The sequence below is a fragment of the Aurantiacibacter sp. KMU-128 genome (assembly GCF_056933515.1).
Genome location: NZ_JBXORT010000001.1, coordinates 931,765 through 958,699, shown reverse-complemented (window position 1 = coordinate 958,699; position 26,935 = coordinate 931,765). Strand labels below are relative to the sequence as shown.

Sequence of the window (26,935 nt, the reverse complement as noted above, 5' to 3'; positions counted from 1 at the left end):
CCTCAGCGAAGCAGGATGAAGGCCCAAAGGGCACCCGTCAGCACGATCGGCAAAAGCATCGTCACCCAAGACCATGCGCGGTTGGTGCCCAGCTCGTAACCCGCGCCGGTGTCGAGCACGAAGTGGCGGATGCCGCTCGATGCGTGGTTGAAGAAGGCCCAGGTCAGGCCGACCAGCACCACGGTGCCGTACCAGCTGCCCGCATGGCCTGCGAACCACTCGTAATAGTCCGGCCCGCTCGCCAAAGCGCCCAGCCACCACAGCAGGACGAACAGGCCGACAATGGCCATTCCGTCGCCGGTGATGCGATGGAGGATCGAGGTCGCCATATGCGGACCCCATTTCCAGATCGAAAGATGCGGTGAAAGCGGCCTGTTTGCCATTGTCCGTCCCGTTGAGTCTCCAGTTCGAGCCCACTTAGCGCATCACTGGCATGAGACAAGCGCCACCTTTGGTCTAAGTGGGCATGAATGCCCGAATTGCAGCTTGGCCTTCCCCGCTAGCCCCCTGCACGCTATGGGCTTTTTGCATGACCAATGTCCTTGTCACAGGAACCTCGCGCGGGATCGGCCTCGCCATCGCCCGCACTTTGCGCGAGCGCAATGCGCGGGTGATCGGCCACGCCACGCGGGCCGTGAATGCCGACACGATTGCCGCCGATTTCGCCGAGCCTTCCGCGCCGCAATTGTTGTGGCAGGAGGCGCTGGAGCGGCTGGACGGGCGGATTGACGTGCTCGTCAACAATGCCGGGCTGTTCGAACAGAGCCCGATGCATGCGAGCGACATCGAATGGCTCGACCGGTGGGAGGATACGATGCGCATCAACCTCACCAGCGCCGCCCAATTGAGCCGTTTCGCGGTGCGTCACTGGCAGGAGCGCAAATGCGAAGGCCGCATCGTCCACATCGCCAGCCGCGCCGCCTATCGCGGGGATTCGCCTGCGCATTGGCATTACGCGGCGGCGAAAAGCGGCATGGTGGCGATGCACAAGACCATAGCGCGCGCCTATGCGGCCGAAGGCATTCTCAGCTTTGCGATCACGCCGGGCTTTACCGATACGAGCATGGCCGGCGACTATCTGGCGAGCCGGGGCGGCGAAGGGCTGCTCGCTGACATCCCGCTGGGCCGCGTGGCCGAGCCGGAGGAAATTGCGCAAATCGCCAGTTTCTGCGCGCTCGATGCCCCGGCGAGCATGACGGGCGCCGTGATCGATGCGAATGGAGCGAGCTTTGTCCGTTAAGTACTTGTCGGCAGCCCTCGCGCCGCTCTTCATCTCGTCCTGCGTCGCCGCGCAAACCCCTGCGCCGCAGCCGGAACCCGATCCCCTCGCGGCGTGGACAGAGGCCTGCGAAGACTGGGACGAGTGGGACAAGCCGGGGCCGCCGTTCCGGGTGCATGGGAACACCTATTATGTCGGCACTTGCGGTATCGGGGCGATCCTTATCGACAATGGAGACCAACTCGCGTTGATCGATACCGGCACAGAAGCCGGCGCCGAAGTTATCGCGGCCAATATCCGCGCTCTGGGCTATAATCTCGATGATATATGGCTGATCACGAACAGTCATGAACATCACGATCACGTGGGTGGAATGGCTGCTATGCTACGTATGGCGCCATCCGCTCGTCTGCTCTCAAGCGCGGTTGGTATGGATACTATGCTGAACGGGATGGCGCGAGAGGACGATCCGCAATTCGCGATTCTCGAGCGAATGGAGCCTGTTCCGGCAGACCGGACGGAGATGCTCGGGCGCGGCGAATATCGCTTTCTCCTCGATCTGTTCGGCCTGGCAGCAATCGAAACTCCAGGCCACACACTTGGCGCGCTCAGCTGGCAATGGGAAAGCTGCGACCAATCCGGTGAATGTATCACCATCGCCTATGCCGACAGCCTCTCCGCCGTGTCATCGGACGATTACCGTTTCTCCGACCACCCCGAATATGTCGCCGAATTCCGCACCGGTATTGCGCGTTTGGCGGAGCTGGATTGCGACATTCTCCTCACCCCGCACCCATCGGCCAGCGGGATGCGCGACAGGCTGCTGGCGGGCGACCTCACCAGCGGCATGGACTGCGCCGCCTACGCCGCCGACCGGCTCGCGCGGCTGGAGGAACGGCTGGCGCGGGAGTTGACCGAGGGAGCGGGCGAATGAACCACAAACTCTCCGCCATCGCTTCCAAGGCCCGCATCGAAGCCGCGCTCGATGCGCAGGCTGAATTGTTCGACTGGGACGAAAGCATCACCCTCGCCGCATTCGAGACCGCGCCCGACGCGCCCGATGTGTGGCAGCTTGACGCCTATCTCGCTGCCAAGCCGACGGCGAAGCAGCGCAAGGCGGTGGCGGCATTGTTCGGCGATGATCCGCCCAAGCTGACAGCCGAGGCATTGCCCAAAACCGACTGGGTGACCGAAAGCCAGCGCGGGGTCGAACCGATCCGCGCCGGGCGCTTCTACGTCCACACGCCCGACCACGCGCCCTCACCTGATGCCGGCACCACCAATTTTTGCATCCCCGCTGCGCAGGCCTTCGGCACCGGCCATCACGAGACGACCGCAGGCTGCCTGCTGCTGCTCGATGCGATGCGGATGCAGGGCCTCGCCCCGCGCCATATCGCCGATATCGGCACCGGCACCGGCCTGCTCGCCTTTGCCGCGCTCGACCTGTGGCCGCGCAGTGTCGTCACTGCGAGCGATATCGATCCGGTGTGCGAACCTGCGGTGATCGAGAACGCGGAACGAAACGGCGTCGGCATCGGCAACGGCCCCGGCCAGTGCAGCATGGTGATTGCCGACGGGATGGACGATCCGCATCTCCAAGCCGCCGCGCCCTTCGACTTGCTGATCGCCAATATCCTTGCCGGACCGCTGATCGACATGGCGCAGGATTTTGCCGATGCGGTCGCGCCGCGTGGCAATATCCTCCTCTCCGGCCTGCTCACCACGCAGGAGCCCGCAGTGCGCGCCGCCTATCGCCGCGCCGGGTTCCGCTTGCAACAGCGCCTCTCCCGTGGAGACTGGAGCATTCTCTGGCTTAGGCACAGGTTCACCGGATGATCACAACGGGAAAGCGCATCAGGGACGTATCGCTCGCGCTGCTGACCATGCTGTTTATGGTCATCGCAGGCTATTTCCTGCTCGCTTTCATCGGCAGCGCGATCCCGCAGAATGGCGACCGCATTGCTCCGCAAGACGGCGTCGATCTGCTGATCGAAACCAACGGTGTCCACACCGGCATCGTCGTGCCGATCTACAGCGCACAGAAAGACTGGACGACGACCTTCCCCTCCGCCGCCGATCCGCTGCCCGATGGCCGGATGCCGACGCATATCGCCATCGGCATGGGAGAGCGTGAAGTGTTCCTCAGCGTGCCGACATGGAATGACCTCAAGCCCGCCACCGCCCTGCGTATCGCGACGATGGGCGGGGAAACGGTACTGCGCGTGAGCCGCTATGTCCGCCCGATGGCGGGCGAGCATCACCGTCCTCTGCGGGTGAGCGAGGCGGAATATGTGCGGCTGATCAACGCGATCGAGGCGCAGCTTCCCGCCGTGCCCGCTGGCGAGCGCGAGGTGCTGAGAGGCAGTTATGCCGACGATACCTACTATACCGCCCATGGCCGCTACACGCTGGGCAATACTTGCAATGAATGGATCGGCGAGCGGCTGACCGAGGCAGGCCTGCCGATGGGGCTATGGACACCGCTGGCGGGCGGCGTGATGAAATGGATACCCGAAACAGGCGAGAACTGACGGGCTTTTCCGCACAATTTCGGAACCCGAATCCGGAACCACCCATTCTCTTGGCAAAGCAACACTTTCCAAGAGAGACCTCCCATGGCCAAAACACTTCTCATCACCGGTGCATCGACAGGCATCGGCGCCGCCACTGCCAAAGCCGCGGCTGAAGCCGGATGGAACGTCGCACTCCTTGCCCGCTCGGCAGACAAGCTGGACGCGCTGGCGAGCGAGATCGGCGAACAGGCGCTCGCCCTCCCCTGCGATGTCACCAAGCGCGATCAATTGACCCAGGCGGTGGAAGCGACGGTTGAGAAATTCGGCGCGCTCGACGGTGTGTTCGCCAATGCCGGAACCGGCGTGAAGAGCCCCGGCGTCGAAAATGGCGATCCCGAAGAATGGCACGACATGATCCACATCAACATCCTCGCCGTGCTCTACACTGCCCACGCGACGCTGCCCGAACTTAAGAAGACGAAGGGCCATTTCATCGTCACCGGCTCCAAAGCAGGGCGCGAGCACTTCAAAGGCTCGATCTATTCGGCAACCAAGTGGTTCGTGCACGGCTTCGCGGGCAATCTGGCCGAAGAAATGCGCGAATGGCAGGGCCGCTGCACGGTGATTTCGCCGGGCATGGTCGATACGCCGTTTTTCGACGAGCCCAAGCCAAGCAAGATCCAACCTGAAGATGTGGCAAACGCCGTGGTCTTCGCGCTCGGCCAACCGGAAACAGCGGCGGTGCGCGAGATTCATATCATGCCGAATGATTGAGGGGTTGGCTACCCAACTCAGAACCCGTTCGTGCTGAGCCTGTCGAAGCACTGCTTTTCCTTTTTCTTTCGCAAAGATCAAAAGGAAGGGCAGCCCTTCGACAAGCTCAGGGCAAACGGTAGTTGGGATGGGAGAGTTTTGCCCTCCACCTCGCAAGAAAACGCCGCTCCGCCTCTCCCGGCTCCGTATCCAAAGCACGTTTGATACAATCCCCAGCCTCGCCGCTACGCCCGACACGCTCCAACAGGCGCGCCTTTGCAACAAGCAACGGCCGGTGATCGCGCAACCCCGCAGCAGCCACCACGTCAAGCGCCGCCAGCGCTGCATCCGGGCCATCGACCTCGGCCACGGCAAGCGCGCGGTTCACCGCCACTATGGGGCTTGGTCGCATAACCGATAGCGCTTCGTATAGAGCCAGCACCGCCCGCCAATCTACCGCGCCCTCAAACGCCCGCCTTGCATGAGTGAGATGGATCGCCGCCATGGCCTGATACGGCCCCGGCAATGCGGCTTGCGCGGACTCATCGAGCAGCACCCTGCCCTTCTCGATGAGCGTCCGGTCCCACAGCGTGGTATCCTGTTGCGACAAGGGCACCATCGCGCCGTCTTTGTCGACCCGCGCCTCGCGCCGCGAAGCTGCCAGCGCGAGAAGGGCCGCAAAGCCTTTCACTTCGGGATCGTCCGGCATCAGATTGACGAGCATATCCGCCAGCCGCATGGTCTCGTCAGAAAATTCAGGATGCTGCACGCCGCCCGCATCGGCATAGGCGACAAGATACCCGACTTCGAGCGCGCCCAGCACCGATGCAATCCGCCCCGGCCATTCGCGACGGTGCGGCAATTCGAAAGGAATCTTCGCGGCGCTGATCTTCGCCTTTGCCCGCGTGATGCGCTGGTACATCGTTGGCACCGACACGGCGAAGGCACGCGCGATGTCCTCTACCGGCAGACCGCACACGACCTTCAGCGCCAGCGCCACGCGGGCATCAGCAGCCAGCGCCGGGTGACAGCAGACAAACAAAAGCCGTAGCCGCTCGTCCGGGATCGGTTCGGGCATGGCCAGCACCGTGTGGGTCTCGCCTATCGTCATCGCTGCCTCACCAATGCGCGCATCGCGCCCCGCCTTGCGCTTGGCATCGATCGCCTTGCGCAGGGCGGCGCGATACAGCCAGCCGGCGGGATCGCGCACATCCTCGATTTCTTGGGAGAGCAACGCCTCGCACGCAGCGGAAAACGCATCCTCCGCCAGATCAAGATCGCGCCAGCGCGCGGCAAGTGCTGCAACGACACGCGGCCGCGCGCTGGCAATGCGGTCCGCGAGGCGGGACCGCGCCTCGCTCATTCCATGGCCCAGACGGGACGCACTTCGACCGCGCCCTTGCCGGGCACCGGGATTTGCTTCGCCCATTCGATCGCGGCATCCAGATCGGCGACGTCGATGATGTAATAGCCGCCCAGTTCCTCCACGGTTTCGGCAAAGGGGCCATCGTGCAGCGCGTGTTCGCCGTGGTTCCAGCGGATCGTCGTGGCTGTCGTCGCCGGATGCAGCCGGTTGCCCGACATGGCAATCCCGGCTTTGGCGAGATTCTCTGCAAACGCCATATGCTTGCCGAGCGTTTCGGCCATCAGCGCCTCGCCACCGGCACCGGCATAGGCGCTTTCGTCCTCGTGGATCATCAACATATATTGCATCACGTTTCTCCGTCTTCCACCGCACCGCTCTGGCGTGGTTTCACAGGAGAGACGCTGCTGGAAGTGCCAATTCGACAGCGCCCGCGAAAAAACTATCCCGCCGCCGCCACAATTTCGGCCCAGCCCGCTTCGTCGATCACCTCGATACCGAGTTCTGCCGCCTTTTTGAGCTTGCTGCCAGCACCCGGCCCGGCGACCAGCAGGTCGGTTTTGGCGCTAACCGAGCCGGAGGCCTTCGCGCCCAGCCGTTCGGCCTGCGCCTTGGCCTCGTCGCGGCTCATCGTCTCGAGCTTGCCGGTGAAGACGACGGTTTTACCCGCCACCGGGCTGTCGAGCGTTTCGACCTCGTAACGTGGCGGGGAGACTTCGGAGAGGAGATCGTCCCACACGGCGCGGTTGTGTTCTTCGTGGAAGAAATCGCCCAGCGCCGTGACCACGGCGGAGCCGATGCCGTCGATGGCGGTGAGTTCGCCTGCCGCATCCTCGTCACCATCGCGAGCCTTCTGTGCGGTTTCGCGCAAGGCGGGCAATTCATGAAAGTGCTTCATCAAATCCCGCGCCGTCACCGCGCCGACATGGCGAATGCCTAGGCCGAACAGCAGCCGCGCGGCATCGGGGGAGCGTTTGGCTTCGATACTGTCGAGCAGGTTCTGCACCGACTTTTCTTTCCACCCCTCAAGCGCCAGGATCTCGGCCTCGCGGTCTTTCAGGCGGAAGATATCGGCGGGGCTCTCCAGCCAGCCGAGCGCGAAGAACTGGTCGATGGTCTTCTCGCCCAGCCCCTCGATATCGAGCGCGGCGCGGCTGACGAAGTGCTTGAGTCGTTCGGTGCGCTGCGCGGGGCAGATCAGGCCGCCGGTGCAGCGGACATCGACCTCGCCCTCCTCAGCCACCGCCTCGCTGCCGCATTCTGGGCATTCGGCGGGAAAGACGAAAGCGGGGCGTTCTTCGTCGCGAGTCAAATTCTCGACCACTTGCGGGATTACATCGCCTGCACGCTGGATCACCACGCGGTCTCCCGGACGCACGCCGAGCCGCGCGATCTCGTCCCGATTGTGCAGCGTCACATTGGTGACCGTCACCCCGCCTACCAGCACCGGAGCGAGGCGGCCGACCGGCGTCAGCTTGCCCGTGCGCCCGACCTGTATGTCGATGCTCTCCAGCGTCGTCTCGGCGCGTTCGGCAGGGAATTTGCGGGCGATAGCCCAGCGCGGGGCTTTAGCGACGAAGCCCAGCCGCTGCTGGTAATCGAGCCGGTCGACCTTGTAGACCACGCCGTCGATCTCATAGGGCAGATCGGGCCGCTCCGCGCCGATAGTGCGGTAATGCGCGAGCAGGCCCTCAAGGCTTTCGCAGCATTTGAACAGCGGGCTGACGGGCACGCCCCAGCTTTCGATCATACGCACGACCTCGCTCTGCGTCGCCCCCGGCACATCCGACGCCGCGCCCCAGCCATGCGCCCAGAATTTGAGCGGCCGCTTCGCTGTGACGCTCGCATCCTTTTGCCGAAGCGATCCGGCAGCCGCATTGCGCGGATTGGCGAACAGCTTTCCGCCAACCTCATGCTGCGCAGCATTGAGTGCGGTAAAGTCCTGTTTCGCCATATAAACTTCGCCGCGTATCTCGAAGAGATCGGGCACATTTGCCCCGCGCAATTGCTGCGGAATTCCCTCCACGTGCGCGACATTGGCGGTGACGTTTTCGCCCACCTGCCCGTCCCCGCGCGTCGCGGCGAGCACCAGTTCGCCCTTCTCGTAACGCAGCGAGCAGGAGAGGCCGTCAATCTTGTCCTCCGCGGTGAAGGCCAGCTCGGCATCCTCGGGCAAGTTGAGATAGCGCTTCACCCGCGCGACAAATTCCGCAACCTCCTCGTCCGAAAACGCATTGTCGAGGCTGAGCATCCGCACCTCATGCGTCACCTTGGACAGCGGCGATGCGGCGATTTCATGCCCGACCTGCTTGGACGGCGAATCCTCGCGCACCAGATGCGGATACTGCGCCTCCAGCTCGGCATTGCGTCGGACAAGCGCGTCAAACTCGGCGTCCGAAATCTCCGGATCATCCTTCGCGTGATAGAGCCGGTTGTGATGCGCGATCGCCTTGGCGAGCCGCATCAGCTCGTTGGCGGCTTCGGCTTCATCCATTCCCCCCCTCCTTTTCAAAGGAGGGGGTCGGGGGGTGGTTGCGACCGCACCAGCGGTCGCTGCGCTCGGAGAGCGCACCTTCAAGCGTTAGCAACACGCCCTCCATATTGGTCATCACCTCGTGATTGGTAAAGCGAAGGGTGGAGAAGCCCTTTGATCTTTCCAACCGCCGATCCCGCACCTCATCGGCTTCTCGATCATGAGTGTCGCCATCAATCTCGATCACAACACCCTTTGCAGGGCAGAACAAATCGACAATCCGGCTTCCGATCACCGACTGGCGACGGAATTTATGGCCAGCGAAGCGCTTGCCCTTCAATTGCAGCCAAAGACGATGCTCCGGCTCAGTCGGGTTTTTGCGCATCTCGGCTGCGCGCTTCAGGAGCGTTTGGCGCGTTACGCCACCACCCCCAACCCCCTCCTCTGAAGAGGAGGGGGCTTTTTGGGAAGCATCCATCAAACCCCCTCCAGCAACCGGTCCGCCTGCGCCCTCGCCTCCGGCGTCACCTCCGCCCCGCTGAGCATCCGCGCGATCTCTTCCTGCCGTCCTTCGGCATCCAGCCGCGCCACCGATGTCTTCGTCACCGTCCCGCTCGATGCCTTGGCGATGAGGTAATGGGTCGAGCCCCTTGCGGCCACTTGCGGCGAGTGCGTAACCGCCAGCAATTGACCGCCATCTGCCAGCCGTGCCAGCCGCTCACCAATCGCGCTCGCCACCGCGCCGCCCACGCCGCGGTCGATTTCGTCGAAGATCACCGTTGCCGCCCCGCCCTGCTCCGCCAGCGCCACTTTCAGTGCGAGGATGAAGCGCGAGAGTTCGCCGCCCGAGGCAATCTTGTTGAGCGGTGCGAAATCTGCACCGGGATTGGTGGCGATGAGGAATTCCACCGCGTCCATCCCGCTTGGCCCCCAGCGGTCTTCGTCCAGAACACTCACCGATGTCTGGAACCGCGCCGCGTCCAGCTTCAACGGCGCGAGTTCCGCCGCCACCGCCTTGTCGAGCTGCGCGCCCGCTTTCACCCGCGCAGCGTGCAAGGCCTCTGCCGCTTTGCGATAGTCCGCGCCTGCGGCTTGTTCCGCCTTTTCCAGATCCGCCAGATCGGCATCGCCCTGCTCGATGGCGTCGAGTTTGGCGCGAAGGCCGCGCATCACTTCGGGCAGTTCGTCGACCTGGCAGCCATGCTTCCGCGCCAAGGCCCGCAATTCGAACAGGCGCGTCTCGATCCGGTCGAGTTCGAGCGGGTCATGCGTCAGCGCCTCTGCCGCGGCTTCCAGCTTCTCCTCCGCCTCGCCCGCCTCGATCACCGCGCGGTCGAGCGCGGCAAGCGCCTCGGCCAGCAACGGATGTTCGGGCGCAATCCGGTCGAGCTTGCGCGCCGCCGAACGCAGGCGTGCCAAAGGCGCGTCAGAGCCATCCCAGACGAGCCGCAGCTCTTCCAGATCGCCCGCCAGCTTCTCGCCCTTCTGCATATCGCTGCGCGCTCCGGCGAGCGTCGCTTCCTCGCCCGCTTGCGGTTCGATAGCGGAGAGTTCGGCCAGATGCGCAAGCAGCAGATCCTGATCGGCCTTGGCTTGCGCAATCTCCGCCCGCGCCTCGTCCAGCCTGCGCCGCGCGCCGTGCCACGCCTGCCACGCGGAGGACACCACCGCCACATCCGACGCTGCATAGCGGTCCAGCAGATCGCGGTGCCCCTTCGGGTTCACCAGCCCGCGATCATCATGCTGCCCGTGCAGTTCCACCAGCGCGCCCGCCAATTGCCGCAGCAGGGCGACGCCAACGGGCTGGTCGTTGACAAAGGCCTTCGATCCGCCATCGGCCTTTACGCGGCGGCGGATGATCAGCGGTTCGCCCAGCTCCAGATCGACCTCGGCCTCCGCCAAAGCCTCGGCAATCGCTTGCGGCATGGCGGCAAATTCAAACGTCGCGGCAACGCTCGCCTGCTCTTCTCCCGCGCGCACCAGCCCGCTGTCGGCGCGCGCGCCCAGCACGAGCCCCAGCGCATCGAGCAGGATCGACTTGCCGGCGCCCGTCTCCCCCGTCAGCACGCCCAGCCCCTGCCCGAAAGACAGGTCGAGCGCTTCGATCAGCACGATATTGCGTATGGCGAGAGAGGTCAGCATGGCGGGAGGACGATCATTACGACGCTGCCACACTCCGCGCAACGCGCGAGCGTTCGCAATCCCGATTCGACTCTGATCGCCTTATAGGTTAACCTGTGGATAACCACGGTGAGGAAGCCGCGGGAAGGGGAAAAAAAGAGGTCGCAAATGCCTACACCGCTCGCAGGAGCCTTGCGTCGCTATGCGATGAGCGCTCCGGTCGAACTTCAGCATGAAATTCAAGGCAAAACTGCCGGGCTGCTGATCGAACTGACGCAGGAAACCGCGCGCATCAGCCAGTTGCAACCGGGCACCTATGCACCGGGCGACTCGATCACGGTGAAAACGCCGTGCGGGCGCAAGCTGGAAGCGTTGGTGCATTCAACCTTTGGCGGCCGCGCCAATATCCGCTTTGCCGAAGCGCTGCATCTGCCCGAACTGGCAGAGTTGCTCGACGCGAACCGCACGCAGGCGGCCTTCGCCTAAATCGCAGCGGGTTTTTACCTTAGCCGTTCGGGCTGGTGTTCTTCCATCAGCGCGTAAGCGCGCTCGTACCATTCATTGCCCGGATAGTTGGCGCCAAGCACGGCGGCGTAACGCTGCGCTTCTTCGGGAATGCCGATAGCGAGGCTGGTTTCCACCAGACGGAACAACGCTTCGGGCGCGTGGCTGGTGGTGGGATAATCGTCGATCACGTTCTGGAAGCGCAATTGCGCGGCGAGCCATTGTCCGGTGCGCTCGTAAAAGCGGCCGATCTCCATCTCCTTGCCCGCAAGGTGATCGTTGACGAGATCGATCTTCACCCGCGCATCGGCGGCATAGGGGCTATCGGGATAGCGGCGGACAACTTCGTTCAATGCGGCCAGCGCCTGCCGCGTGATCGCCTGATCGCGCTCCACATCGCTGATCTGCTCGTAATAGCAGAGCGCGATCAGATAATAGGCATACGGCGCGTCGGCATTGCCGGGGTGGATCGAGAGGAAGCGCGTCGCCGAGCTGATCGAAGCGTTGTAATCGCGCGCGGCGTAATAGGAGAACGCGCTCATCAACTGCGCGCGGCGGGCCCAGGGCGAATAGGGGTGCTGGCGCTCCACCTCGTCAAACAGCGCGGCCGCCAGCGTCAGATTGCCGGCATCGAGCCGCTCGCGCGCCGCCATATAGAGCGATTCGACATCGCGCGCGACATAGGCAAGGTCGGCATTCTCGGTCGATTGGCCGCCGCCGCAACCGGTCAGAGCGAGAGCGCAAGTGGCAGCAGCGAGCGCGCCGCGAAGGGAAGTGTTGAGCGTCATGCCCTCGCCTATAGCCAGCGATCTGCTGAACGCCAAGTGAAGTGCGACATTGCGCGGCGCAAATCCTGCGCCTTCCTGCCGCGATAGTAACGCCCGCAATCATCTCGACCCCGGTCGGCTCCGGTCAGCAGGCGGTCTGGCCGGATGGGATTTGGTCGAGCCGGCGCAGCGGGCAATCGAGCCGGGGCTGCGCGCGCCAGCTGTATTATCTATCCAACACACATCACCGCCGGCCCCCCAGTTTTCCGCCGCCGGTGCCCTGAAGGAGGATGGAAGCGATGCACAAGCTCTTGAACAGCGGCCTTGCCGCAGCAGCCCTTGCCACAGCAACCCTTGCCACAGCGATGCTGGCGACCCCTGCCAGCGCCCAGAATGCGGGCGCCAGCGCCGATCCGCGCGCCCGCGAAGTGGCGATGGAAGTGGTCTACTACTCCGATCTCGACCTCGCGACCGCCCAAGGCCAGCGCGTGCTGCGCAGCCGTTTGCGCGATGCGGCGCGGTATGTCTGCGGCATGGATGTCCGCTCTGCCGGCAGGCGCTTTCCCAGCAACCACGCGCAGCTCTGCTATGCCGAACAGCGCGCGTGGATAGACCGCGAAGTGGCCGCGCGCTCGGCCCGACTGGCGCGCCGCGACTGACGCCGATCGGGCGCCGATCAATCAGCGATCGGGCCGGACACCGACCCGGCCCCGCCGGGATACCGGCGGCGAGGTAAGCGCCGCCGGTATCCCCCTTTTTGCCAAAACGGCCTGGCGGAACCCTTGAAGGGCTGGCGCAGCGCCCGCGGCTTTCCTATAGCCTCACCGCATGGCGAAGGCGCTTTTTGAACTGAACCCGCAGCTGGATCGCGCGGCACTCGCGGCAGAATTTGCCGTCCGCAAGCGGCTGCAAATCCGCGACGTGCTGACCGATGAAACCGCGCGCGAGCTCCGGGAAATCATGCACACGCAGGTGCCGTGGGGCATGGGGATGCAGGCGGGCGCGAGTGCCAAGGGGCGCGGGTTCAGCGCGGCAGACTTGCGCGACCCGGTGCTGGCGCAGGAAGCGATGCAGCTCGCCAAGGCCACCGACGCGGCGGCGGCGCGCGGGGACTATGCCTATCGCTCGCTGCGCTATTCGCTGGTGGAAGCGATCCAGAAGGGCTGGGACACGACCGGCACGTTCGAAATCCTGCTCGAACATCTCAATGCCGAACCGTTCCTCGGCTTTATGCGCGAGATCACCGGCCTACCTGAACTGCTGCGCGCCGATGCGCATTTCGCTTGTTATGCCGCGCAGCATTTCCTCGGGCGGCACAATGACAGCCACGTCGCCGAGGGCTGGCGCATCGCCTATGTGCTCAACCTCACCATCGACGACTGGCATCCCGACTGGGGCGGCTATCTGCTGTTCTACGACAAGGACGGCAATGTGGAGACCGGCTTCCGCCCGCGCTTCAACACGCTGAATATGTTCCTCGTGCCACAGGATCACGCGGTGAGTTACGTCCCGCCTTTCGCGCCCAAGGGCCGCTATGCGATCAACGGCTGGCTGCGCGACCGATGACGGCTGCCGCGCGTGACTGGTTTATCCGCGCGCAGGGAGCCTTGCGCACGGGCAATCGCGAGCGTGCGCGGGAGCTCTTGCAACAGGGGCTTGCCGAGCATCCGGAAGAGGCCGGGCTCAACCATGCGATGGGCAAGTGGCACCTCGACGGCGGCGACGCGGCGATCGCAGCGGATTGGTTCGCCAAAGCGGTGGCGCTGGCACCGGAGAACACCGCGTTCACTATCGACCGTGCTATTGCTCTCAGTTCAGCGGGCAGGTTTGGCGCAGCACTCAAATCGCTGCGCGCGGTGGAAAGTGCCGCCAAGGAAAACGCCGCCTATTGCTCCACCCGCGCCTTTGCCGAGCGTGGCGCGGGCAATCTGGCGGCGGCGGCGCATTGGTATGACCGCGCGCTGAAGATTGAACCGGGTCGCCCGCGCGCGCTGCAGGGCCGCGCCACGGTCGCGCTCGAACGCGGCGAGGCGGACGCGGTGGCGCGCTTCGATGCCACGCTGCTGCGCGACAACACCGATCCGTTCCAGTGGTATGGCAAGGCGCAGGCGCTCGAAGTCGAAGGGCGCACCGCCGAGGCGCGGGCAATTGCCGAAGCGCTAGTGGCGCAGTTCCCGCAGTGGCACGATGCGCTCAAATTCCTCGCCCAATTGCGGCTGGCGGCGGGCGAGGCAGACTTCACCGCGCATTATGCCGAAGCCGCGCGACGCGTGCCGGATGACCCGCTGATCCGCACCGAATGGGCGGCACAATTGCATGGCCTCGATCACCGCGAACAGGCCGCCGCCGTCATCGCGCAGGCGCGCCGCGACTTTCCCGACAACGAACGGTTTGTCCTGCTCGAAGCCATTTATGCGGGCGATGCAGGCGATCACGCTCTGGCCGAAAAGCTGTTCGCGCAAATCGCCATCGATACCGAGGAACGCTGGCTCAACGAGGCCCGCCACGCCATCCGGACCGGCGATTATGACCGCGCGGGACAAGCGCTCGACCGGGCGATGGTGCACGCGCCGTTCGGCATCAGCGTCTGGGCCTTTCGCGGCATCCTCTGGCGGCTGACCGGCGATCCGCGCGCCGAGTGGCTGCACGGACAGGAGGGGCTTGTCCAACTGCTGCCGCTGCGCGATGCGGACAGCGTTCTGCCGCCCGTGCTCGAAGTGCTCCACCGGCTGCACGATGGCAGCGCGATGCCGCTTGGCCAGAGCTTGCGCGGCGGCACGCAAACGCGCGGGCGGATCTTTGACCGGACCGAGGCACAACTGGCCGCGCTGCACGATGCCATCCGCGCCACGTTGGAGGACTACCGCGCCAATCTGCCCCCTGCCGATCCTGCCCACCCGCTGCTGCGGTTCCGCGATGCACCCTGGCGCATCAGCGGGTCGTGGTCGGTGCGGCTGGCAGGCGGCGGCGATTATCACGCGGCGCATATCCATCCGCAGGGTATCCTCTCCTCCGCGCTCTATTGCCTCCTGCCCGATACCGGCGGAGAGACCGATCCGCAGGCCGGTTGGCTGGAACTGGGCCGCCCCGCTCCCGAAATGCAGAGCGATCTCGGGCCACATCGCGTCATCGCCCCGCGCGAAGCGCATCTGGCGCTGTTTCCCAGCACGCTCTACCACGGCACGCGGCCCTTTACGCAGGGGCGCCGGATGACCGTGGCCTTTGATGTCACGCCCGAAGTCATATCAAGCGAGGGGACATAACCATCACGCAGCACGACCAGTCCAGCAGCCGCGCGGCATGGAATGCCTTCTGGGCGCAGAACGCGGCGACCCCGTCCGGTGCAGGCGGCGGGTGCTTGCCTGCCGCGTGGCAGGGGATTGACCGGGTTCAGGCCAAGGCCTGGGCCGGTTTCGCCGCGAAACTGCCGCGCGCGGCGCGCGTGCTCGATCTGGCGACCGGCGATGGCCGCGTAATGCAGCGCCTGCTGGAGGCACGGCGCGATCTGAAACCGGTTGGCATCGATCAGGCGACCGCCCTTCCCCCCGCCCCGCGCGGCACCAAGCTGCGCGGCGGCGTGCTGATGCACGATTTGCCCTTTCCCGAGGGCAGCTTCGCGGCGGTCACAAGCCAGTTCGGCTTCGAATATGGCGATATGCAAGCAACGGCGGCGGAAATCGCCCGCGTGCTGCGCCCCGGTGGCTGGCTCGGCCTGATCACCCACCGGATCGACGGGCCGATCCTCAGCCATAACCTGCGGCGGCGCGAACAGATCGATTGGGCGATTGTGGCGCAGGATTTGCCCGGCAAGGCCAAGAACAGTCTTCGTTTGCGCGCAATCGGCGTGGGATCGTTGCCCGAGGAGCTGGCGACCGCACCCGAACGCGGCGCGCGCGAATTCGGGCCGCAATCGGCGGCGTGGGAGATTGCCGAGGCGATCCGGCAGACGCTCGTCCACGGCAGGAATGAACCGCCCATACAGACCGCCGCCGTGATCGACCGGATCGTGGCACAGGCGCAGAACGAGCTTGGCCGGATTGCCTCGCTCGAAGCGGCGGCTCAGGCTGCAGGCACTGGTGAGAAGGTGGTGGCGGTGCTGGCAGCGGCGGGCTTGCGGCCCATCGCCAGCGAAATGCTGCACGATCACGGGCCCACCGGCGCAGGCGCGCCCTTTGCCAGCTTCCTCACCTTCCAGAAGCCCGCCTGACAGCACTCCACTGACAGAAATTGGCAGACCGGCGACCCGGTGCGCGGCCGCCTGCCGCATCTCAATAGGCCCAACAAAAAAGGGCGGGAGACCCGAAAGTCTCCCGCCCCTTTTGTTCGAGCTAATCGCCCGGTGCAGGTCAGCTTAGAAGCGAACCAGAACCGATGCGAAGAAGTCGCGGCCCAGCACGTCGTAGGTCGACGGATAGGTGTTCGCCTGCTCCTGGTTGTCGCCCAGCAACGTGCCGTTGTTGGTCGAGCTCACCAGAATTCCGTCAAACGTCGGGGTCTGCGGCAGGGTGTCGAACAGGTTGTTCACACCGACCGAGAACGTCATCGTATCGTTGAAGTCATACGACATGGTCAGATCGATCAGGTCGTATGCCGGGATACGCTCCACACCGTTGAACTGGGTGTAGTTCACGCCGTCATCATCGTCTTCGACAGCGCTCAGGTGACGCCAGCGCGACGACAGGGTGAACGGACCGTCAACCCAGCTGAAGCGCGCCGTCCACTTGAACGAAGCGGTCGGATCGCCGCACTCGGCACCGAATTCGCCGGCGCAGCTCACGACATCGGCACCCGGGAAGGCTTCGAAGTCGTTACGCTCGGTCCAGGTGGCGAGCAGGCCAATGTCGAAGTCCGACGAGCCGCCGCTGCTGAACACCGAGAACGGCAGTTCCAGGCCGTAGTTGAGCTGGAAGTCGATACCCGACACCGCCAGCGTGGCAACGTTCTGGCCACCGAGGATCGGCGGGTTGCCGACGTCGATGATGCCGCCCGTACGGATCGAACCGTTGGGGTTGGCAAAGAACGGGGCGCAGATGCCGGAGTTCGCGTCCTGAACCTGGTTGAAGCACAGGTCGAACGAGGTCGCCAGCGAGATCGTGCTGATCGCGTCTTCGATGGTGATATCGAAGTAGTCAGCGGTGATCGTCAGGCCCGGGATGAAGCTCGGCTGCAGCACGATACCATAGGTCCAGCTGTCCGACGTTTCTTCCTGCAGGTTCGGGTTACCACCGAACAGCGCCGGGATCTGCGCGTTGATCTGCACAGCGCCGGTGCCGACGATACCCGCCGGAACGCCGCTCTGGATGCAGAGGTCACGCAGAGTGCCCGGGGTGCCCGCCGCTGCCGTGGAGCAGGGGTCGGTCGCGCCGGGGAAGCCGATCGAGGTACCGCCGAACAGTTCGGCAACGTTCGGTGCACGCACCGCACGCTGGTACTGGCCGCGCAGCGTGATGCCTTCGACCGGAGCGAACTGGATGCCGCCGGCATAGGCCCACACACCGCCAACGGTCGGAACCGAGTAGTCGGAGTAGCGGGCAGCGCCGTTCAGTTCGAGCCGCAGGCCCGAATCGGTATCGAGCACCGGAATGTTCAACTCGGCGAACACTTCCTTCACATCGTACGAACCTTCGGTCGCATCACCGGCGTTGAAGCCGATCACGTCGCCCGAGGACAGTGCGGTGTCAGGAATGAAGCGCGAAGCAACACTACGATATTCGCCACCCAGGGCGAAACCGATCGGTGCGGCATTGCCGATGGCGAAATCACCAAAGGTACCCGACAGGTAAGCGGTCGCCACTTCGAGCGTGGAGATATCGCCGTTCTGCGCCTGGATGCTGATCGCATCGACCATTTCCGGGGTCAGCGTGTCGGGGCCGAAGATGTTGATCGCGGTGCCAGTGCCATCGAGGCCAGCCTGGAAGGCCGAGCGCGAGATGTTACCTGCCTGCACGTTCGCATTCCGGGTACGGGCATACATGTAGTACGCATCGTAGCTCAGGAAGTCGGTGAGGTCGCCACGCAGACCGGCGAGGACGCGGAATGCGTTGCGCTCGTCAAGGCTGTTACGCGGACCGGTTTCGGTGATACGACGCTGCAGGAACAGCGACAGCTGGCCGTTGTTGCCCGCTGCGGCACCGGTGCCGGTTTCGGTTGCGTCCAGCTGCTGCAGCTGGGCGAAATCGCCTGCCGACAGGAACGGCTGGATGGTGGCCAGATTTACGTTGAACGTGCCGGTGACCGGGGTTGCGGCCAGCTCGGTTGCCACGCGGTTGTTGACGAAGGTCACTTCGGTGTAGGCTTCGATGCCTTCCGAAATTTCGTATTCGGCATAACCGCCCAGCAGGTAACGTTCCTGCGGGATCTGCAGGTAGTTGACCGGAGCATAGTTGTAGGTGTCGCCGGTGCGGGTGCGGAACTCGCCAGCGGTGTCGAACACGACAGCGCGGTTGGCCGCGAAGTCGGTGCCGGCGCGGTTGCCGTTGTTCGGCGCGAGGTAACGGATCACGCCCGAAGGAAGGGTCGACGAACCGAACTGGATCTGCGGGCTGCTGCCGTTGCCGGGGGTTTCACCGCCGAGGGCAAATTCGGAGAAGCCGCGGTCGCCCTGGAAGATCGAGCTGCGGTTGTAATATTCGCCGAACACGGTAGCGCGGCCGCGGCCGTCACCGAATTCGGTGCCGATTGCACCATGCAGCTGGTAACGCTCGCCATCACCGCGATCGGTGATCGAGTACTGGCCGCCCACTTCCACGCCATCAACGTGACGCAGGTTGAAGTTGACGACGCCAGCCAGCGCGTCCGAACCGTACACAGCCGAAGCACCGCCGGTCACCACGTCAACATTCTGCAGCAGGAACTGCGGAATGGTGTTGAGGTCGACGATCTGGCCGGTATCGTAGAACATCCAGCGACGGCCGTTGACGAGCACCATGGTGCGCGCCGAGCCGAGGCCGCGCAGGTTCAGCGTCGCGGTACCGGTGCCGGGGTTGTTCGAGTTCGAAGTGAAGCCCGGAACGACCTGCGGCAGGGTGTTGATCACGTTTTCAACGTTGACCGTACCCGAAAGCGAAAACTCTTCGCTGTCCACGACAGCGATCGGCGCGGCGGTGTCGACGTTCTGGGTCGCGATACGCGAACCGGTAACGACGATACGCTCGCCTTCGTTTGCGCCCGGATCGGTTTCCTGGGCGAGGGCAGGCGCGGCAAGCAGCGATCCGAAGATCACCGAGCTTGCAAGCAGAGCTGCCTTGGTGTTGCGATTAGACATTCATGTACTCCTGGTAAGTGGGAGAATTTACAGGGAAAGAGGCACCAGACACGCAGGCTTTCGCCCGCCGGATGTACGTGGCAACCAACTCCTCCTTCCTGACGTAGCGCAAAAGCACGCCCGCTCGCCGCATACAATCGCAGTGTGGAGAGGTTTCGCACGAGACGATTTCGTGTGACATTTTTGAAACAATTATGACACCCGAGTGACGTTTTTGCGGCAGCATAGACCTTTGGCGGTATCAAAATGCTGCTTTGCCGCTTGCCGCAGCGGCATGGTTACGCCGGATTAACCATTCCCCGCTAAGTCCCGTTGACCAAGAATTGTGGGGGGCTCTTTCGTGCCTGATACCTGTTACAAAGCGCTGCTGCCCGACGAGACGGGCGCGACCGCCATCGAATACGGCCTGCTCGCCATGCTGATCGGCGTGGCGCTGGCGGGCGTGATGCTCTCGCTCGGCGACGAGGTCGAGACGCAGTACAACACCGTCTCGAGCGAATACACCGCCGCCAACACCGCAGCCAATAGCGGCGCGTAACCCCTTTCCTACAGTCTGGGACGCAGGGCACCGCGAGGGATTTCTTCCCTTCAGGAGCCCCGCCTCATGCCTGCCAGACCGCCCGCCACCACCCTCCCCGCTTTCACCCCAGTCCCGCGCAAGTGCCAGCGCCATGACGGCTGGACGCCCGAACGCCAGCACGGCTTTATCGAAGCGCTCGCCGATTACGGATCGGTCCGCGCGGCGGCAAACAGCGTGGGGATGACGCCCGAAAGCGCCTATTACCTGCGCCGCCAGCAAGGCGCGGACGAATTCCGCAAGGCGTGGGAGGCCGCGCTCGATCACGGCGTCACGCGGATCGAGGACGCCGCGATGGATCGCGCGCTCAATGGCGTCGAGGTGCCCGTCTATTCCTATGGCAAGCTGGTCGGCTCCCGCACCGTCTATAATGACCGGCTGCTGATGTTCATGCTGCGCAACCGCGCGCCGGGGCGGTTCGCGGCGGACGGCGCCAAGGGCCTGAGCGGGCTCGACAAGCACCGCCTCGCGCGGATGAAGAAGGAATGGCGCGCGGAATGGGAACGCGAAGTGGTCGAACGCAAACGCCGCAGCAAGAAGGAAGTTGTGGCCAGCCTCAACGCCAAGATCGATCTGATGCGCGAACGCCAAGAGGCTTTCAAAAAAATGGAGGAAGCGGCGATGAGCGAGGAAACCCGCCGCCTCAAAGCCGCCTACGAAGAAAGCTTCGAACGCGATAAACGACGCCCGCCCGCCCTGCCCGCCGCCACCGACGCCGTGACCGGCCCGAGCGAGGAAATGAAACGCTACCTCCCCGGCGCTCGCAAAGCGGAACCGCAGGTCGAGAACACCGGGCCGAGGGTGCGGAGCTTGAAGGATGAGGGTTGGGATTAAAGCGCACTAGTGCTTGAAGCAATTCTCACGGTGCCAGCGGAGGAATTGCGGGTGCGGCCTTTCGCTCTCGCGCAGAGGAGCAATCGCGCGGCCTGTGCGGTTTATCATCGCTTCGACGCTGGACGGATCGTTGACCTGCCGCGACACCATAATCTCCAGATCATCGGAGAGGCCGATCAGCCCACGGTCGAACATCCAGTGTGCGGTGCCCGATAAGGCCAAGCCGTTGCGGATCGAATCCGGCCCGCCATACTCGACCGGCCTGATATGCGCCGCCTCGGCTTCCAGCCGCCCTCCCCCGTTGACCAGCTTCCAGCCGGTGACAGCGCAGCGCCCGTCATAGGCGTTCAGAACCGCGCGACGGAACGCCTTGTCGCGGAAGGGGCGAGAGATAAGCGTTTCGACGATAGGCCGCTCGATTTCGTATGGGATATGTTCGTCACGGACGCGCTCATCCGGCACTTTCTCGCCAACGCGCGGCAGCGTATCGTCTTCGGGCAAGCCCAGTGCGATGATGCGGGCGAAGTCGGAGTTGGAAAGCGGGCGGACGGCGGCTTGGGCGCGGCCAGAGATATTGCCCGCTTCGTTGAGGATTCCGCGCTCCACTTGCTCGCCATCGACGATATGCGGGACGGTAGGCTCGAACGGCAAATAGCTGCCCGCTTCGATGATCGCGCGATAGCGGTCCGGCTCAGTCGGGTCAGGAATGATCCGCTCGACCTTCGCCACGGCGAAGAAGCCTTTGGACTTCGGGATTTTGACCGGCTCGCGATAGACGATCCAGTCGCTAACCATCTGCTCGGCGCGGCTGAGATAGCTTTTCGGAAACTGGTAATGCACCTCGGGAATGTCGTCGTAGATCGACCCATCCTTGTGCATGAAAACGCCGAAGGTCACAGACCATTCCGCACGAATGCAGCGGTATCAACGCAATTCCTCTTAAAGAGCATTCTTAACGTATGCATATCTCGCAAAGGCTTTTCGAAGACCTCAGCCGGCGTCAAGACCAAGACATCGATCGGAAAACCAAATCCATCAAAAACATCTTTGACAGACTTCTTGATCGCCAAGCTTGTCGCAACGATGTCCGCTTTCGGTTCCCTAATACAAATTAGAAGGTCTATATCTCTAAAAGTGGGTGAGCGAAAATAAGACCCAAACCCCCAGATGGAAATTATCGATCGATTGCAAGTACCGACCTTGCGCACCCGAATCTGTACTCGTCTAAGCCTAAGTCCAATATCTTGTTTTGAGAAGTGCGGCATTTATCGTTCCTGCATTACAGACAGCGATTTGCTTACTCTTGCAAAACGTCCCCGCTGGCGTGGACGTCCTGTTCCATTTTCCGCCAACAAATATCATGTTTACAGATGGGAATTCGCTCCAAATCTGTCGCGCCATAGATTCTGACAAAACGTACTCGTCAACACATATTACTTGGATCGTATCGGCTTGCTTTACGCGAGTGACATCGAAAGCTACATCACTATGGCGACCGAACGATTGCACATTGCTATGCCCGTCAATGATCCTTTGTAGAAACATTATCCTACCAAATGTCACGCCATAAGCGTTGTCGCCGTTTCTATTCACCTGAGAATGCCTCTCCGAACTTCTTTGGGAACAATGGGTAATGGTCAATGGCGTCATGAACATGCGCCTCATACGCTTCTGCATGCGAGCGAAAATCGCCAAATGCATTGATTTGAGCATCATTGAGCAATGCGGCGTTCGCCTTGATCATGTTCACAATTTCGCGATTGTTTGGAACAATCGTGTCGCTCCGACGAATTTCCCAGATGTTATACGCATTCGAGCTAGGATCATGCTCTGCAGCTTCAGACAGTGGGCCAAAATCTCGCCAGATCGCATGATTGGCTGCAAGCTTAATCCTGACGGCCCGAGTCAATTGTTCATTCGTAGAGAAGCGCTGTGTCGAGCCAAGGGTTCGAACGTGATCCTCGTGAGTCGACTTCCATTCTCGAAGCATATCAGCCGAAAATTCGCCATCTGGAGCTTTATCAACGTGCCGATGACATGTGGGGCACAATAGAATCAAATTTTCATAGCTATCGTCACCGCCTTTTCCGTCCCCCCTCGGTCCTTTCGGGGCGCGGGCGATAACATGCGCCATCTCACCAACCGTATATGCGCTTTTTCCTTCAGGAATACTCGTAAGATCGATCTTGCACCCTGGACGTGAGCACATGCCAGCAGCACGCCCCCAAAGCAATTTTATATCTGCTTCGCCTACAGCCATTTTGCGTCCGCCCTTGAGATATCAATCGAACCCGCGCGCTAATGAGCAACAGTAGAGTTTGATCTATTAGCCCTTCACTCCTCCCCCATCCGCAGCGCCGCAATAAACGCCTCCTGCGGAATGCTCACATTCCCATATTCGCGCATCCTTGCCTTCCCCTTCTTCTGCTTTTCCAGCAACTTCTTCTTCCGCGTAATATCGCCGCCATAGCATTTCGCGGTCACGTCCTTGCGCAGGGCGGCAATCGTCTCGCGGGCGATGATCTTGCCGCCGATGGCGGCCTGGATCGGGATTTTGAAGAGGTGGCGGGGGATCAGGTCTTTCAGGCGTTCGCACATTCCGCGGCCGCGTTCTTCGGCCACGCTGCGGTGGACGATCAGCGATAGCGCGTCGACCGGTTCGGCGTTCACCAGAATGTTCATCTTCACAAGGTCGCCTTCGCGCACGCCAATCTGCTCGTAATCGAAAGAGGCATAGCCGCGGCTGATCGATTTCAGGCGGTCGTAGAAATCGAACACCACCTCGTTGAGCGGCAGCTCGTACGTCACCTGCGCGCGGCCGCCGACATAGGTCAGGTTCGTCTGGATGCCGCGCCGGTCCTGACACAGTTTGAGGATCGCGCCGAGATATTCGTCGGGCGTGTAAATCGTCGCCTTGATCCACGGCTCCTCGATCATGTCGATGCGGTTCACGTCCGGCCAGTCGGCGGGATTGTGGATGTCGCGCACTTCCGCGCTCTCGTGCTTGGTGTGTGAGAGGTGTATGCGGTAAACCACTGAAGGCGCGGTGGTAATCAGGTCGAGATCATACTCGCGGCTGAGGCGTTCCTGGATGATCTCCAGATGCAGCAGGCCGAGGAAACCCGCGCGGAAGCCGAAGCCCAAAGCGGCGCTGCTTTCCATTTCGTAGCTGAAGCTGGCATCGTTCAGCCGCAGCTTGCCGATGCTCTCGCGCAGCTTTTCAAAATCCGCCGCATCGACGGGGAAGAGCCCGCAGAACACCACCGGCTGCACTTCCTTGTAGCCCTTGAGCGCCTCGGTCGCGCCGTTCTTCACCGTGGTGATGGTGTCGCCCACGCGGGCCTGTTCGACTTCCTTGATCTGCGCCGTGATAAAGCCGATTTCGCCGGGGCCGATCTCGGGCAGGTCGATGCGCTTGGGGGTGAACGCGCCGACGCGGTCGATCAGGTGCTGCGTGCCGCCCTGCATGAATTTGACCTCGAGGCCTTTCCTGATCACCCCGTCGATCACGCGGACAAGGATGACGACGCCGAGATAGGGATCGTACCACGAATCGACGAGCATGGCCTTGAGCGGCGCGTCGCGGTCCCCCTTGGGCGGCGGGATTTTGGCGACGATGGCTTCGAGCACTTCCTCGATCCCGATGCCCGATTTGGCGCTGGAGAGGACGGCTTCGGACGCGTCGAGGCCGATAATGTCCTCGATTTCCGCGCGGACCTTTTCGGGCTCGGCGGCGGGAAGGTCTATCTTGTTGATAACGGGGACGATTTCGTGGTCGTGCTCAATCGACTGGTAGACATTGGCGAGCGTCTGCGCTTCGACACCCTGCGCCGCGTCCACCACCAGCAACGCGCCCTCGCACGCGGCAAGGCTGCGGGAGACCTCGTAGGCGAAGTCGACATGGCCGGGCGTGTCCATGAGGTTGAGCTCATAGGTCTCGCCATTGCGCGCGGTGTAGTTGAGGCGCACGGTTTGCGCCTTGATGGTGATGCCGCGCTCCTTCTCAATGTCCATGTTATCAAGGACTTGGCTCGACATCTCACGCTCGGTGAGGCCGCCCGTATACTGGATCAGCCGGTCAGCCAGCGTCGACTTGCCGTGGTCGATATGGGCGATAATCGAAAAATTGCGGATCTTGGAAAGGTCAGTCATCCAGCCCGCCATTAGCTGTGCTGCAGGCGCTTGTCAGCAGGTCTTATTGGCGGGGTGGAATCAGCGCGCGCGGAGCGATCCCGAAGTCACGTCCACCTGCATAAAGCGTGGCTTGCTGGAGGGGGCATCGTGCAATTGCGGCGGCGCAGACACCCCGGCGGGAAGCGCCTGCAACGGGAGACCGGCGGCGGCGAGCATATAGGGGGAGACGCGGTGCCGCGTGCATAACCCGCCCGCGCCGTCGCTCACCAGCGGCGTTTCGAAAGCAAGGCCCTGCGTCGCATCCTGCGAGCGCCGCACGGTGCCAACCACCAGCTGCCCCTCGCCCAGATCGAGCACCAGCTGGGTGCCCACCGGCACGTTCAGCAAGCCTTCGATCCGCGCTCCGGTGCGCGAGAGGTCGCGCAGCATGGCGACGTAATGATGGTCTTCGTGGATGACTCCAACCCGGCGGAACAGCGTCCGCCGCTCGGCGCGGTGTTTGGCGGGGCCGGCAGGCTCGTATTTCAGCTCGCCGCATTCGAGCTTGTCGAGCACCTCTTCCTGCGGGACGGCGCGGGAGAAGATAAAGCCTTGCACGAAATCGGCGTTGAGCCCGGCGATACAGTCCAGCTCGTCCATGGCTTCCACCCCTTCGGCGGTGGTAGTCATATTCATTGCCGAGGCCAGGCTGACAATTGCGGTAATGATCGCCGCGTTCGAATTGTCCTTGGCTGCGCAGCCGCGCACAAAACTTCGATCGATCTTGATCTTGTCGAACGGCGCACGGCGCAGATAGGACAGCGACGAATAGCCGGTACCGAAATCGTCGAGCGCCAGTTTGACACCCAGAGCGCGCAGCTCCTTGAACTTGGTGTCGGTAGCGGAGACATCGCCCATGAACACGCTCTCGGTGATCTCGAGCTCGAGCCGCTTGGGGTCGAGTTGCGCCGCAGTGAGCGCGCTGGCGACGATATCTGACAGACGGTCGCCGGCAAATTGCTGAGCCGAGACATTGACCGAAACGCCGATTTCGTTCGGCCATTCGGCCGCATCCTTGCACGCCTGCCGCAGCGCCCATTCGCCCAGCTCGTCGATCAGATTGCTGTCTTCGGCAATCGGGATGAAGACGGTCGGGCTGATCTGGCCATGCTCCGGATGGTTCCAGCGCATGAGCGCTTCAAAGCTATGCACCATATGCGTCTGTGCGCAGACGGTCGGCTGATAGTGCATCTCCAGCTCACCGCGATGCATCGCGTCGCGCAAGTCTTCTTCGATCTCACGCCGTTCGTCGGCTTCGTCTTTCAGATCGTTGGAATAGAAGCGGAATTGCCCGCGCCCGCCCCCCTTCGCCGCATACAGCGCAAGGTCGGTTGCCTTCACCAGTTCCGCCGAGGCGATACCGTCATAGGGTGCAATCGCCATCCCGATAGAGGTGCCGATGATTGCCCGACTGCCTTCGATCGAATAGGGCTGCGAAATCATCTGGATGATGCGACTGCCGAGGTCACCCAGTTGCCCGCGATCGTCCATGTCGGGCAAAATGACCTGAAACTCGTCCCCGCCAAGGCGGCCAATCTCGGCTTCGGCGGGGAGGATGCGTTGCAGGCGTTGCGATACCTGGCGCAGCAACTCGTCCCCGGCAGGATGCCCCAGCGTGTCGTTGACAGCCTTGAAGCGATCCAGATCTAGCATCATCAGCGCGCAGGATCGCTTTTCGACCTTGTAGGCGGTGAGGATGGTGTCCAGCCGCTTGGTCATACGGTGGCGGTTCGCAAGGCCCGTTAGCGAGTCATATTCGGCAGCGCGGGATTTTTCACGCTGCGACTGGAAGCTGTCGGTGATGTTTTTGGCGCTGCCGCGATAGCCAAGGAAGTTCTGCTCCGCATCATAAAACGGCTTGCCGGTGAGCGACCACCAGATCTCGGCCTTCTCGCCGGTGGCCTCGTCGTGCTTTTTGATGAGCCGCACCGGCTGTTCGCTGAACGTTGTCCGTGCACTCAGAAGGAACGACAAGGGCCGGTCGCGCTGCTCGCTTTGCCCGGTATCGGCGGTTTCGACCAACGTGCCCAAGTGTGCCCCCAACACATGCGTTTCCGCCGGAAACTGTGCGACGGCATTGGGCGAGAGGTAAGTCAGCGCGCCTTTGTCGTCGGTCGCCCAAAACCAGACAAGACCGGAACTTTCGAAGGAATCGAGCAGGGAGAGGCGCTGTGCATCATCAAGGCCGATGGCCGCGGTTACCGCATGCTCCGCATCGGGCACGCGCACGGCGGCACCGGGCTGCGCGCCCAGTCCTTTGAAAATGCCGCGTACACCCACCTGACGCTTCTCCTGTTAGAGGCACGGCGTCGCCCAGACTCCGCCCAGTATGATGGCAAACAGCTCTATCCGGTTTGGCTTACCAAACGGCTAA

The 26,935-nt window shown here is 62.9% G+C and carries 24 protein-coding genes; 12 read left to right on the top strand and 12 right to left on the bottom strand.

Features of this window, described 5'->3' with window-relative positions:
- Nucleotides 1–2 precede the first annotated feature (2 nt).
- Nucleotides 3–383, bottom strand: a complete 381-nt coding sequence (gene sdhC, locus ACS0VV_RS04870) for a succinate dehydrogenase, cytochrome b556 subunit (protein ID WP_483531602.1) — start codon at nt 381–383, stop codon at nt 3–5.
- Nucleotides 384–529: 146 nt separating this feature from the next.
- Between sdhC and ACS0VV_RS04865 the strand changes: the two genes are divergently transcribed.
- From ACS0VV_RS04865 to ACS0VV_RS04845, 5 genes are all read left to right on the top strand, one after another.
- Complete coding sequence (locus ACS0VV_RS04865; RefSeq protein WP_483531601.1) at nt 530–1,240, top strand: SDR family NAD(P)-dependent oxidoreductase; 711 nt, start codon at nt 530–532, stop codon at nt 1,238–1,240.
- Nucleotides 1,230–2,153, top strand: a complete 924-nt coding sequence (locus tag ACS0VV_RS04860; RefSeq protein WP_483531600.1) for an MBL fold metallo-hydrolase — start codon at nt 1,230–1,232, stop codon at nt 2,151–2,153. Before ACS0VV_RS04865 ends, ACS0VV_RS04860 begins: the two co-directional genes overlap by 11 nt.
- Nucleotides 2,150–3,055 carry a 50S ribosomal protein L11 methyltransferase gene (locus tag ACS0VV_RS04855; RefSeq protein ID WP_483531599.1) on the top strand — a complete coding sequence of 302 codons (906 nt, stop codon included), beginning with the start codon at nt 2,150–2,152 and terminating at the stop codon, nt 3,053–3,055. Before ACS0VV_RS04860 ends, ACS0VV_RS04855 begins: the two co-directional genes overlap by 4 nt.
- Nucleotides 3,052–3,750: a DUF2459 domain-containing protein gene (locus ACS0VV_RS04850; protein WP_483531598.1), complete on the top strand. Its 699-nt coding sequence runs from the start codon at nt 3,052–3,054 to the stop codon at nt 3,748–3,750. Before ACS0VV_RS04855 ends, ACS0VV_RS04850 begins: the two co-directional genes overlap by 4 nt.
- Nucleotides 3,751–3,834: 84 nt before the next feature.
- Nucleotides 3,835–4,506 (top strand): SDR family oxidoreductase, encoded by a 672-nt coding sequence (locus ACS0VV_RS04845; RefSeq protein WP_483531597.1) that lies wholly within the window; start codon nt 3,835–3,837, stop codon nt 4,504–4,506.
- Nucleotides 4,507–4,612: 106 nt separating this feature from the next.
- On the opposite strand, the gene ACS0VV_RS04840 is transcribed toward ACS0VV_RS04845, so the two are convergent.
- The 5 genes from ACS0VV_RS04840 to recN all read right to left on the bottom strand — a co-directional run bounded on the left by ACS0VV_RS04840 (nt 4,613) and on the right by recN (nt 10,463).
- Nucleotides 4,613–5,848, bottom strand: a complete 1,236-nt coding sequence (locus tag ACS0VV_RS04840; RefSeq protein WP_483531596.1) for an RNA polymerase sigma factor — start codon at nt 5,846–5,848, stop codon at nt 4,613–4,615.
- Nucleotides 5,845–6,198 carry a YciI family protein gene (locus tag ACS0VV_RS04835; protein WP_483531595.1) on the bottom strand — a complete coding sequence of 118 codons (354 nt, stop codon included), beginning with the start codon at nt 6,196–6,198 and terminating at the stop codon, nt 5,845–5,847. Before ACS0VV_RS04835 ends, ACS0VV_RS04840 begins: the two co-directional genes overlap by 4 nt.
- 92 nt (nt 6,199–6,290) lie before the next feature.
- Nucleotides 6,291–8,342: an NAD-dependent DNA ligase LigA gene (ligA, locus tag ACS0VV_RS04830; RefSeq protein ID WP_483531594.1), complete on the bottom strand. Its 2,052-nt coding sequence runs from the start codon at nt 8,340–8,342 to the stop codon at nt 6,291–6,293.
- Nucleotides 8,335–8,799 carry an endonuclease domain-containing protein gene (locus tag ACS0VV_RS04825; RefSeq protein WP_483531593.1) on the bottom strand — a complete coding sequence of 155 codons (465 nt, stop codon included), beginning with the start codon at nt 8,797–8,799 and terminating at the stop codon, nt 8,335–8,337. The genes ligA and ACS0VV_RS04825 overlap by 8 nt, the downstream gene beginning before the upstream one ends.
- The gene (recN, locus tag ACS0VV_RS04820) at nt 8,799–10,463 is read right to left on the bottom strand and encodes a DNA repair protein RecN (protein WP_483533500.1); all 1,665 of its coding nucleotides are present in this window, start codon (nt 10,461–10,463) and stop codon (nt 8,799–8,801) included. The genes ACS0VV_RS04825 and recN overlap by 1 nt, the downstream gene beginning before the upstream one ends.
- Nucleotides 10,464–10,610: 147 nt before the next feature.
- Here recN and ACS0VV_RS04815 point away from each other — a divergent pair, with 147 nt between their 5' ends.
- Nucleotides 10,611–10,928 carry a hypothetical protein gene (locus ACS0VV_RS04815; RefSeq protein ID WP_483531592.1) on the top strand — a complete coding sequence of 106 codons (318 nt, stop codon included), beginning with the start codon at nt 10,611–10,613 and terminating at the stop codon, nt 10,926–10,928.
- Between the two features lie 14 nt (nt 10,929–10,942).
- On the opposite strand, the gene ACS0VV_RS04810 is transcribed toward ACS0VV_RS04815, so the two are convergent.
- The gene (locus ACS0VV_RS04810; RefSeq protein WP_483531591.1) at nt 10,943–11,734 is read right to left on the bottom strand and encodes an outer membrane protein assembly factor BamD; all 792 of its coding nucleotides are present in this window, start codon (nt 11,732–11,734) and stop codon (nt 10,943–10,945) included.
- A gap of 278 nt (nt 11,735–12,012) precedes the next feature.
- Between ACS0VV_RS04810 and ACS0VV_RS04805 the strand changes: the two genes are divergently transcribed.
- From ACS0VV_RS04805 to ACS0VV_RS04790, 4 genes are all read left to right on the top strand, one after another.
- Nucleotides 12,013–12,372: a UrcA family protein gene (locus ACS0VV_RS04805; protein ID WP_483531590.1), complete on the top strand. Its 360-nt coding sequence runs from the start codon at nt 12,013–12,015 to the stop codon at nt 12,370–12,372.
- A gap of 169 nt (nt 12,373–12,541) precedes the next feature.
- A complete protein-coding gene (locus tag ACS0VV_RS04800; protein WP_483531589.1) occupies nt 12,542–13,279 on the top strand; it encodes a 2OG-Fe(II) oxygenase in 738 nt (245 codons plus the stop codon).
- The gene (locus ACS0VV_RS04795) at nt 13,276–14,976 is read left to right on the top strand and encodes a 2OG-Fe(II) oxygenase family protein (RefSeq protein ID WP_483531588.1); all 1,701 of its coding nucleotides are present in this window, start codon (nt 13,276–13,278) and stop codon (nt 14,974–14,976) included. Before ACS0VV_RS04800 ends, ACS0VV_RS04795 begins: the two co-directional genes overlap by 4 nt.
- 95 nt (nt 14,977–15,071) lie before the next feature.
- Nucleotides 15,072–15,920: a class I SAM-dependent methyltransferase gene (locus ACS0VV_RS04790; protein ID WP_483531587.1), complete on the top strand. Its 849-nt coding sequence runs from the start codon at nt 15,072–15,074 to the stop codon at nt 15,918–15,920.
- A 144-nt stretch (nt 15,921–16,064) separates the two neighbouring features.
- Here ACS0VV_RS04790 and ACS0VV_RS04785 read toward each other — a convergent pair whose 3' ends face one another.
- Nucleotides 16,065–18,977, bottom strand: a complete 2,913-nt coding sequence (locus tag ACS0VV_RS04785; RefSeq protein ID WP_483531586.1) for a TonB-dependent receptor domain-containing protein — start codon at nt 18,975–18,977, stop codon at nt 16,065–16,067.
- A gap of 340 nt (nt 18,978–19,317) precedes the next feature.
- Here ACS0VV_RS04785 and ACS0VV_RS04780 point away from each other — a divergent pair, with 340 nt between their 5' ends.
- Together ACS0VV_RS04780 and ACS0VV_RS04775 are read left to right on the top strand one after the other, a co-directional pair.
- Complete coding sequence (locus ACS0VV_RS04780; RefSeq protein ID WP_483531585.1) at nt 19,318–19,515, top strand: Flp family type IVb pilin; 198 nt, start codon at nt 19,318–19,320, stop codon at nt 19,513–19,515.
- 66 nt (nt 19,516–19,581) lie between these two features.
- Nucleotides 19,582–20,388 (top strand): hypothetical protein, encoded by an 807-nt coding sequence (locus ACS0VV_RS04775; protein WP_483531584.1) that lies wholly within the window; start codon nt 19,582–19,584, stop codon nt 20,386–20,388.
- 6 nt (nt 20,389–20,394) lie between these two features.
- Here ACS0VV_RS04775 and ACS0VV_RS04770 read toward each other — a convergent pair whose 3' ends face one another.
- The 4 genes from ACS0VV_RS04770 to ACS0VV_RS04755 all read right to left on the bottom strand — a co-directional run bounded on the left by ACS0VV_RS04770 (nt 20,395) and on the right by ACS0VV_RS04755 (nt 26,841).
- Entirely contained in the window at nt 20,395–21,285 is an 891-nt protein-coding gene (locus ACS0VV_RS04770) for an HNH endonuclease (protein WP_483531583.1), read from the bottom strand.
- A 688-nt stretch (nt 21,286–21,973) separates the two neighbouring features.
- The gene (locus tag ACS0VV_RS04765) at nt 21,974–22,648 is read right to left on the bottom strand and encodes an HNH endonuclease (protein WP_483531582.1); all 675 of its coding nucleotides are present in this window, start codon (nt 22,646–22,648) and stop codon (nt 21,974–21,976) included.
- Between the two features lie 74 nt (nt 22,649–22,722).
- Entirely contained in the window at nt 22,723–24,540 is a 1,818-nt protein-coding gene (gene lepA, locus ACS0VV_RS04760; RefSeq protein ID WP_483531581.1) for a translation elongation factor 4, read from the bottom strand.
- 60 nt (nt 24,541–24,600) lie between these two features.
- Entirely contained in the window at nt 24,601–26,841 is a 2,241-nt protein-coding gene (locus tag ACS0VV_RS04755; protein ID WP_483531580.1) for an EAL domain-containing protein, read from the bottom strand.
- Nucleotides 26,842–26,935: the final 94 nt, after the last annotated feature.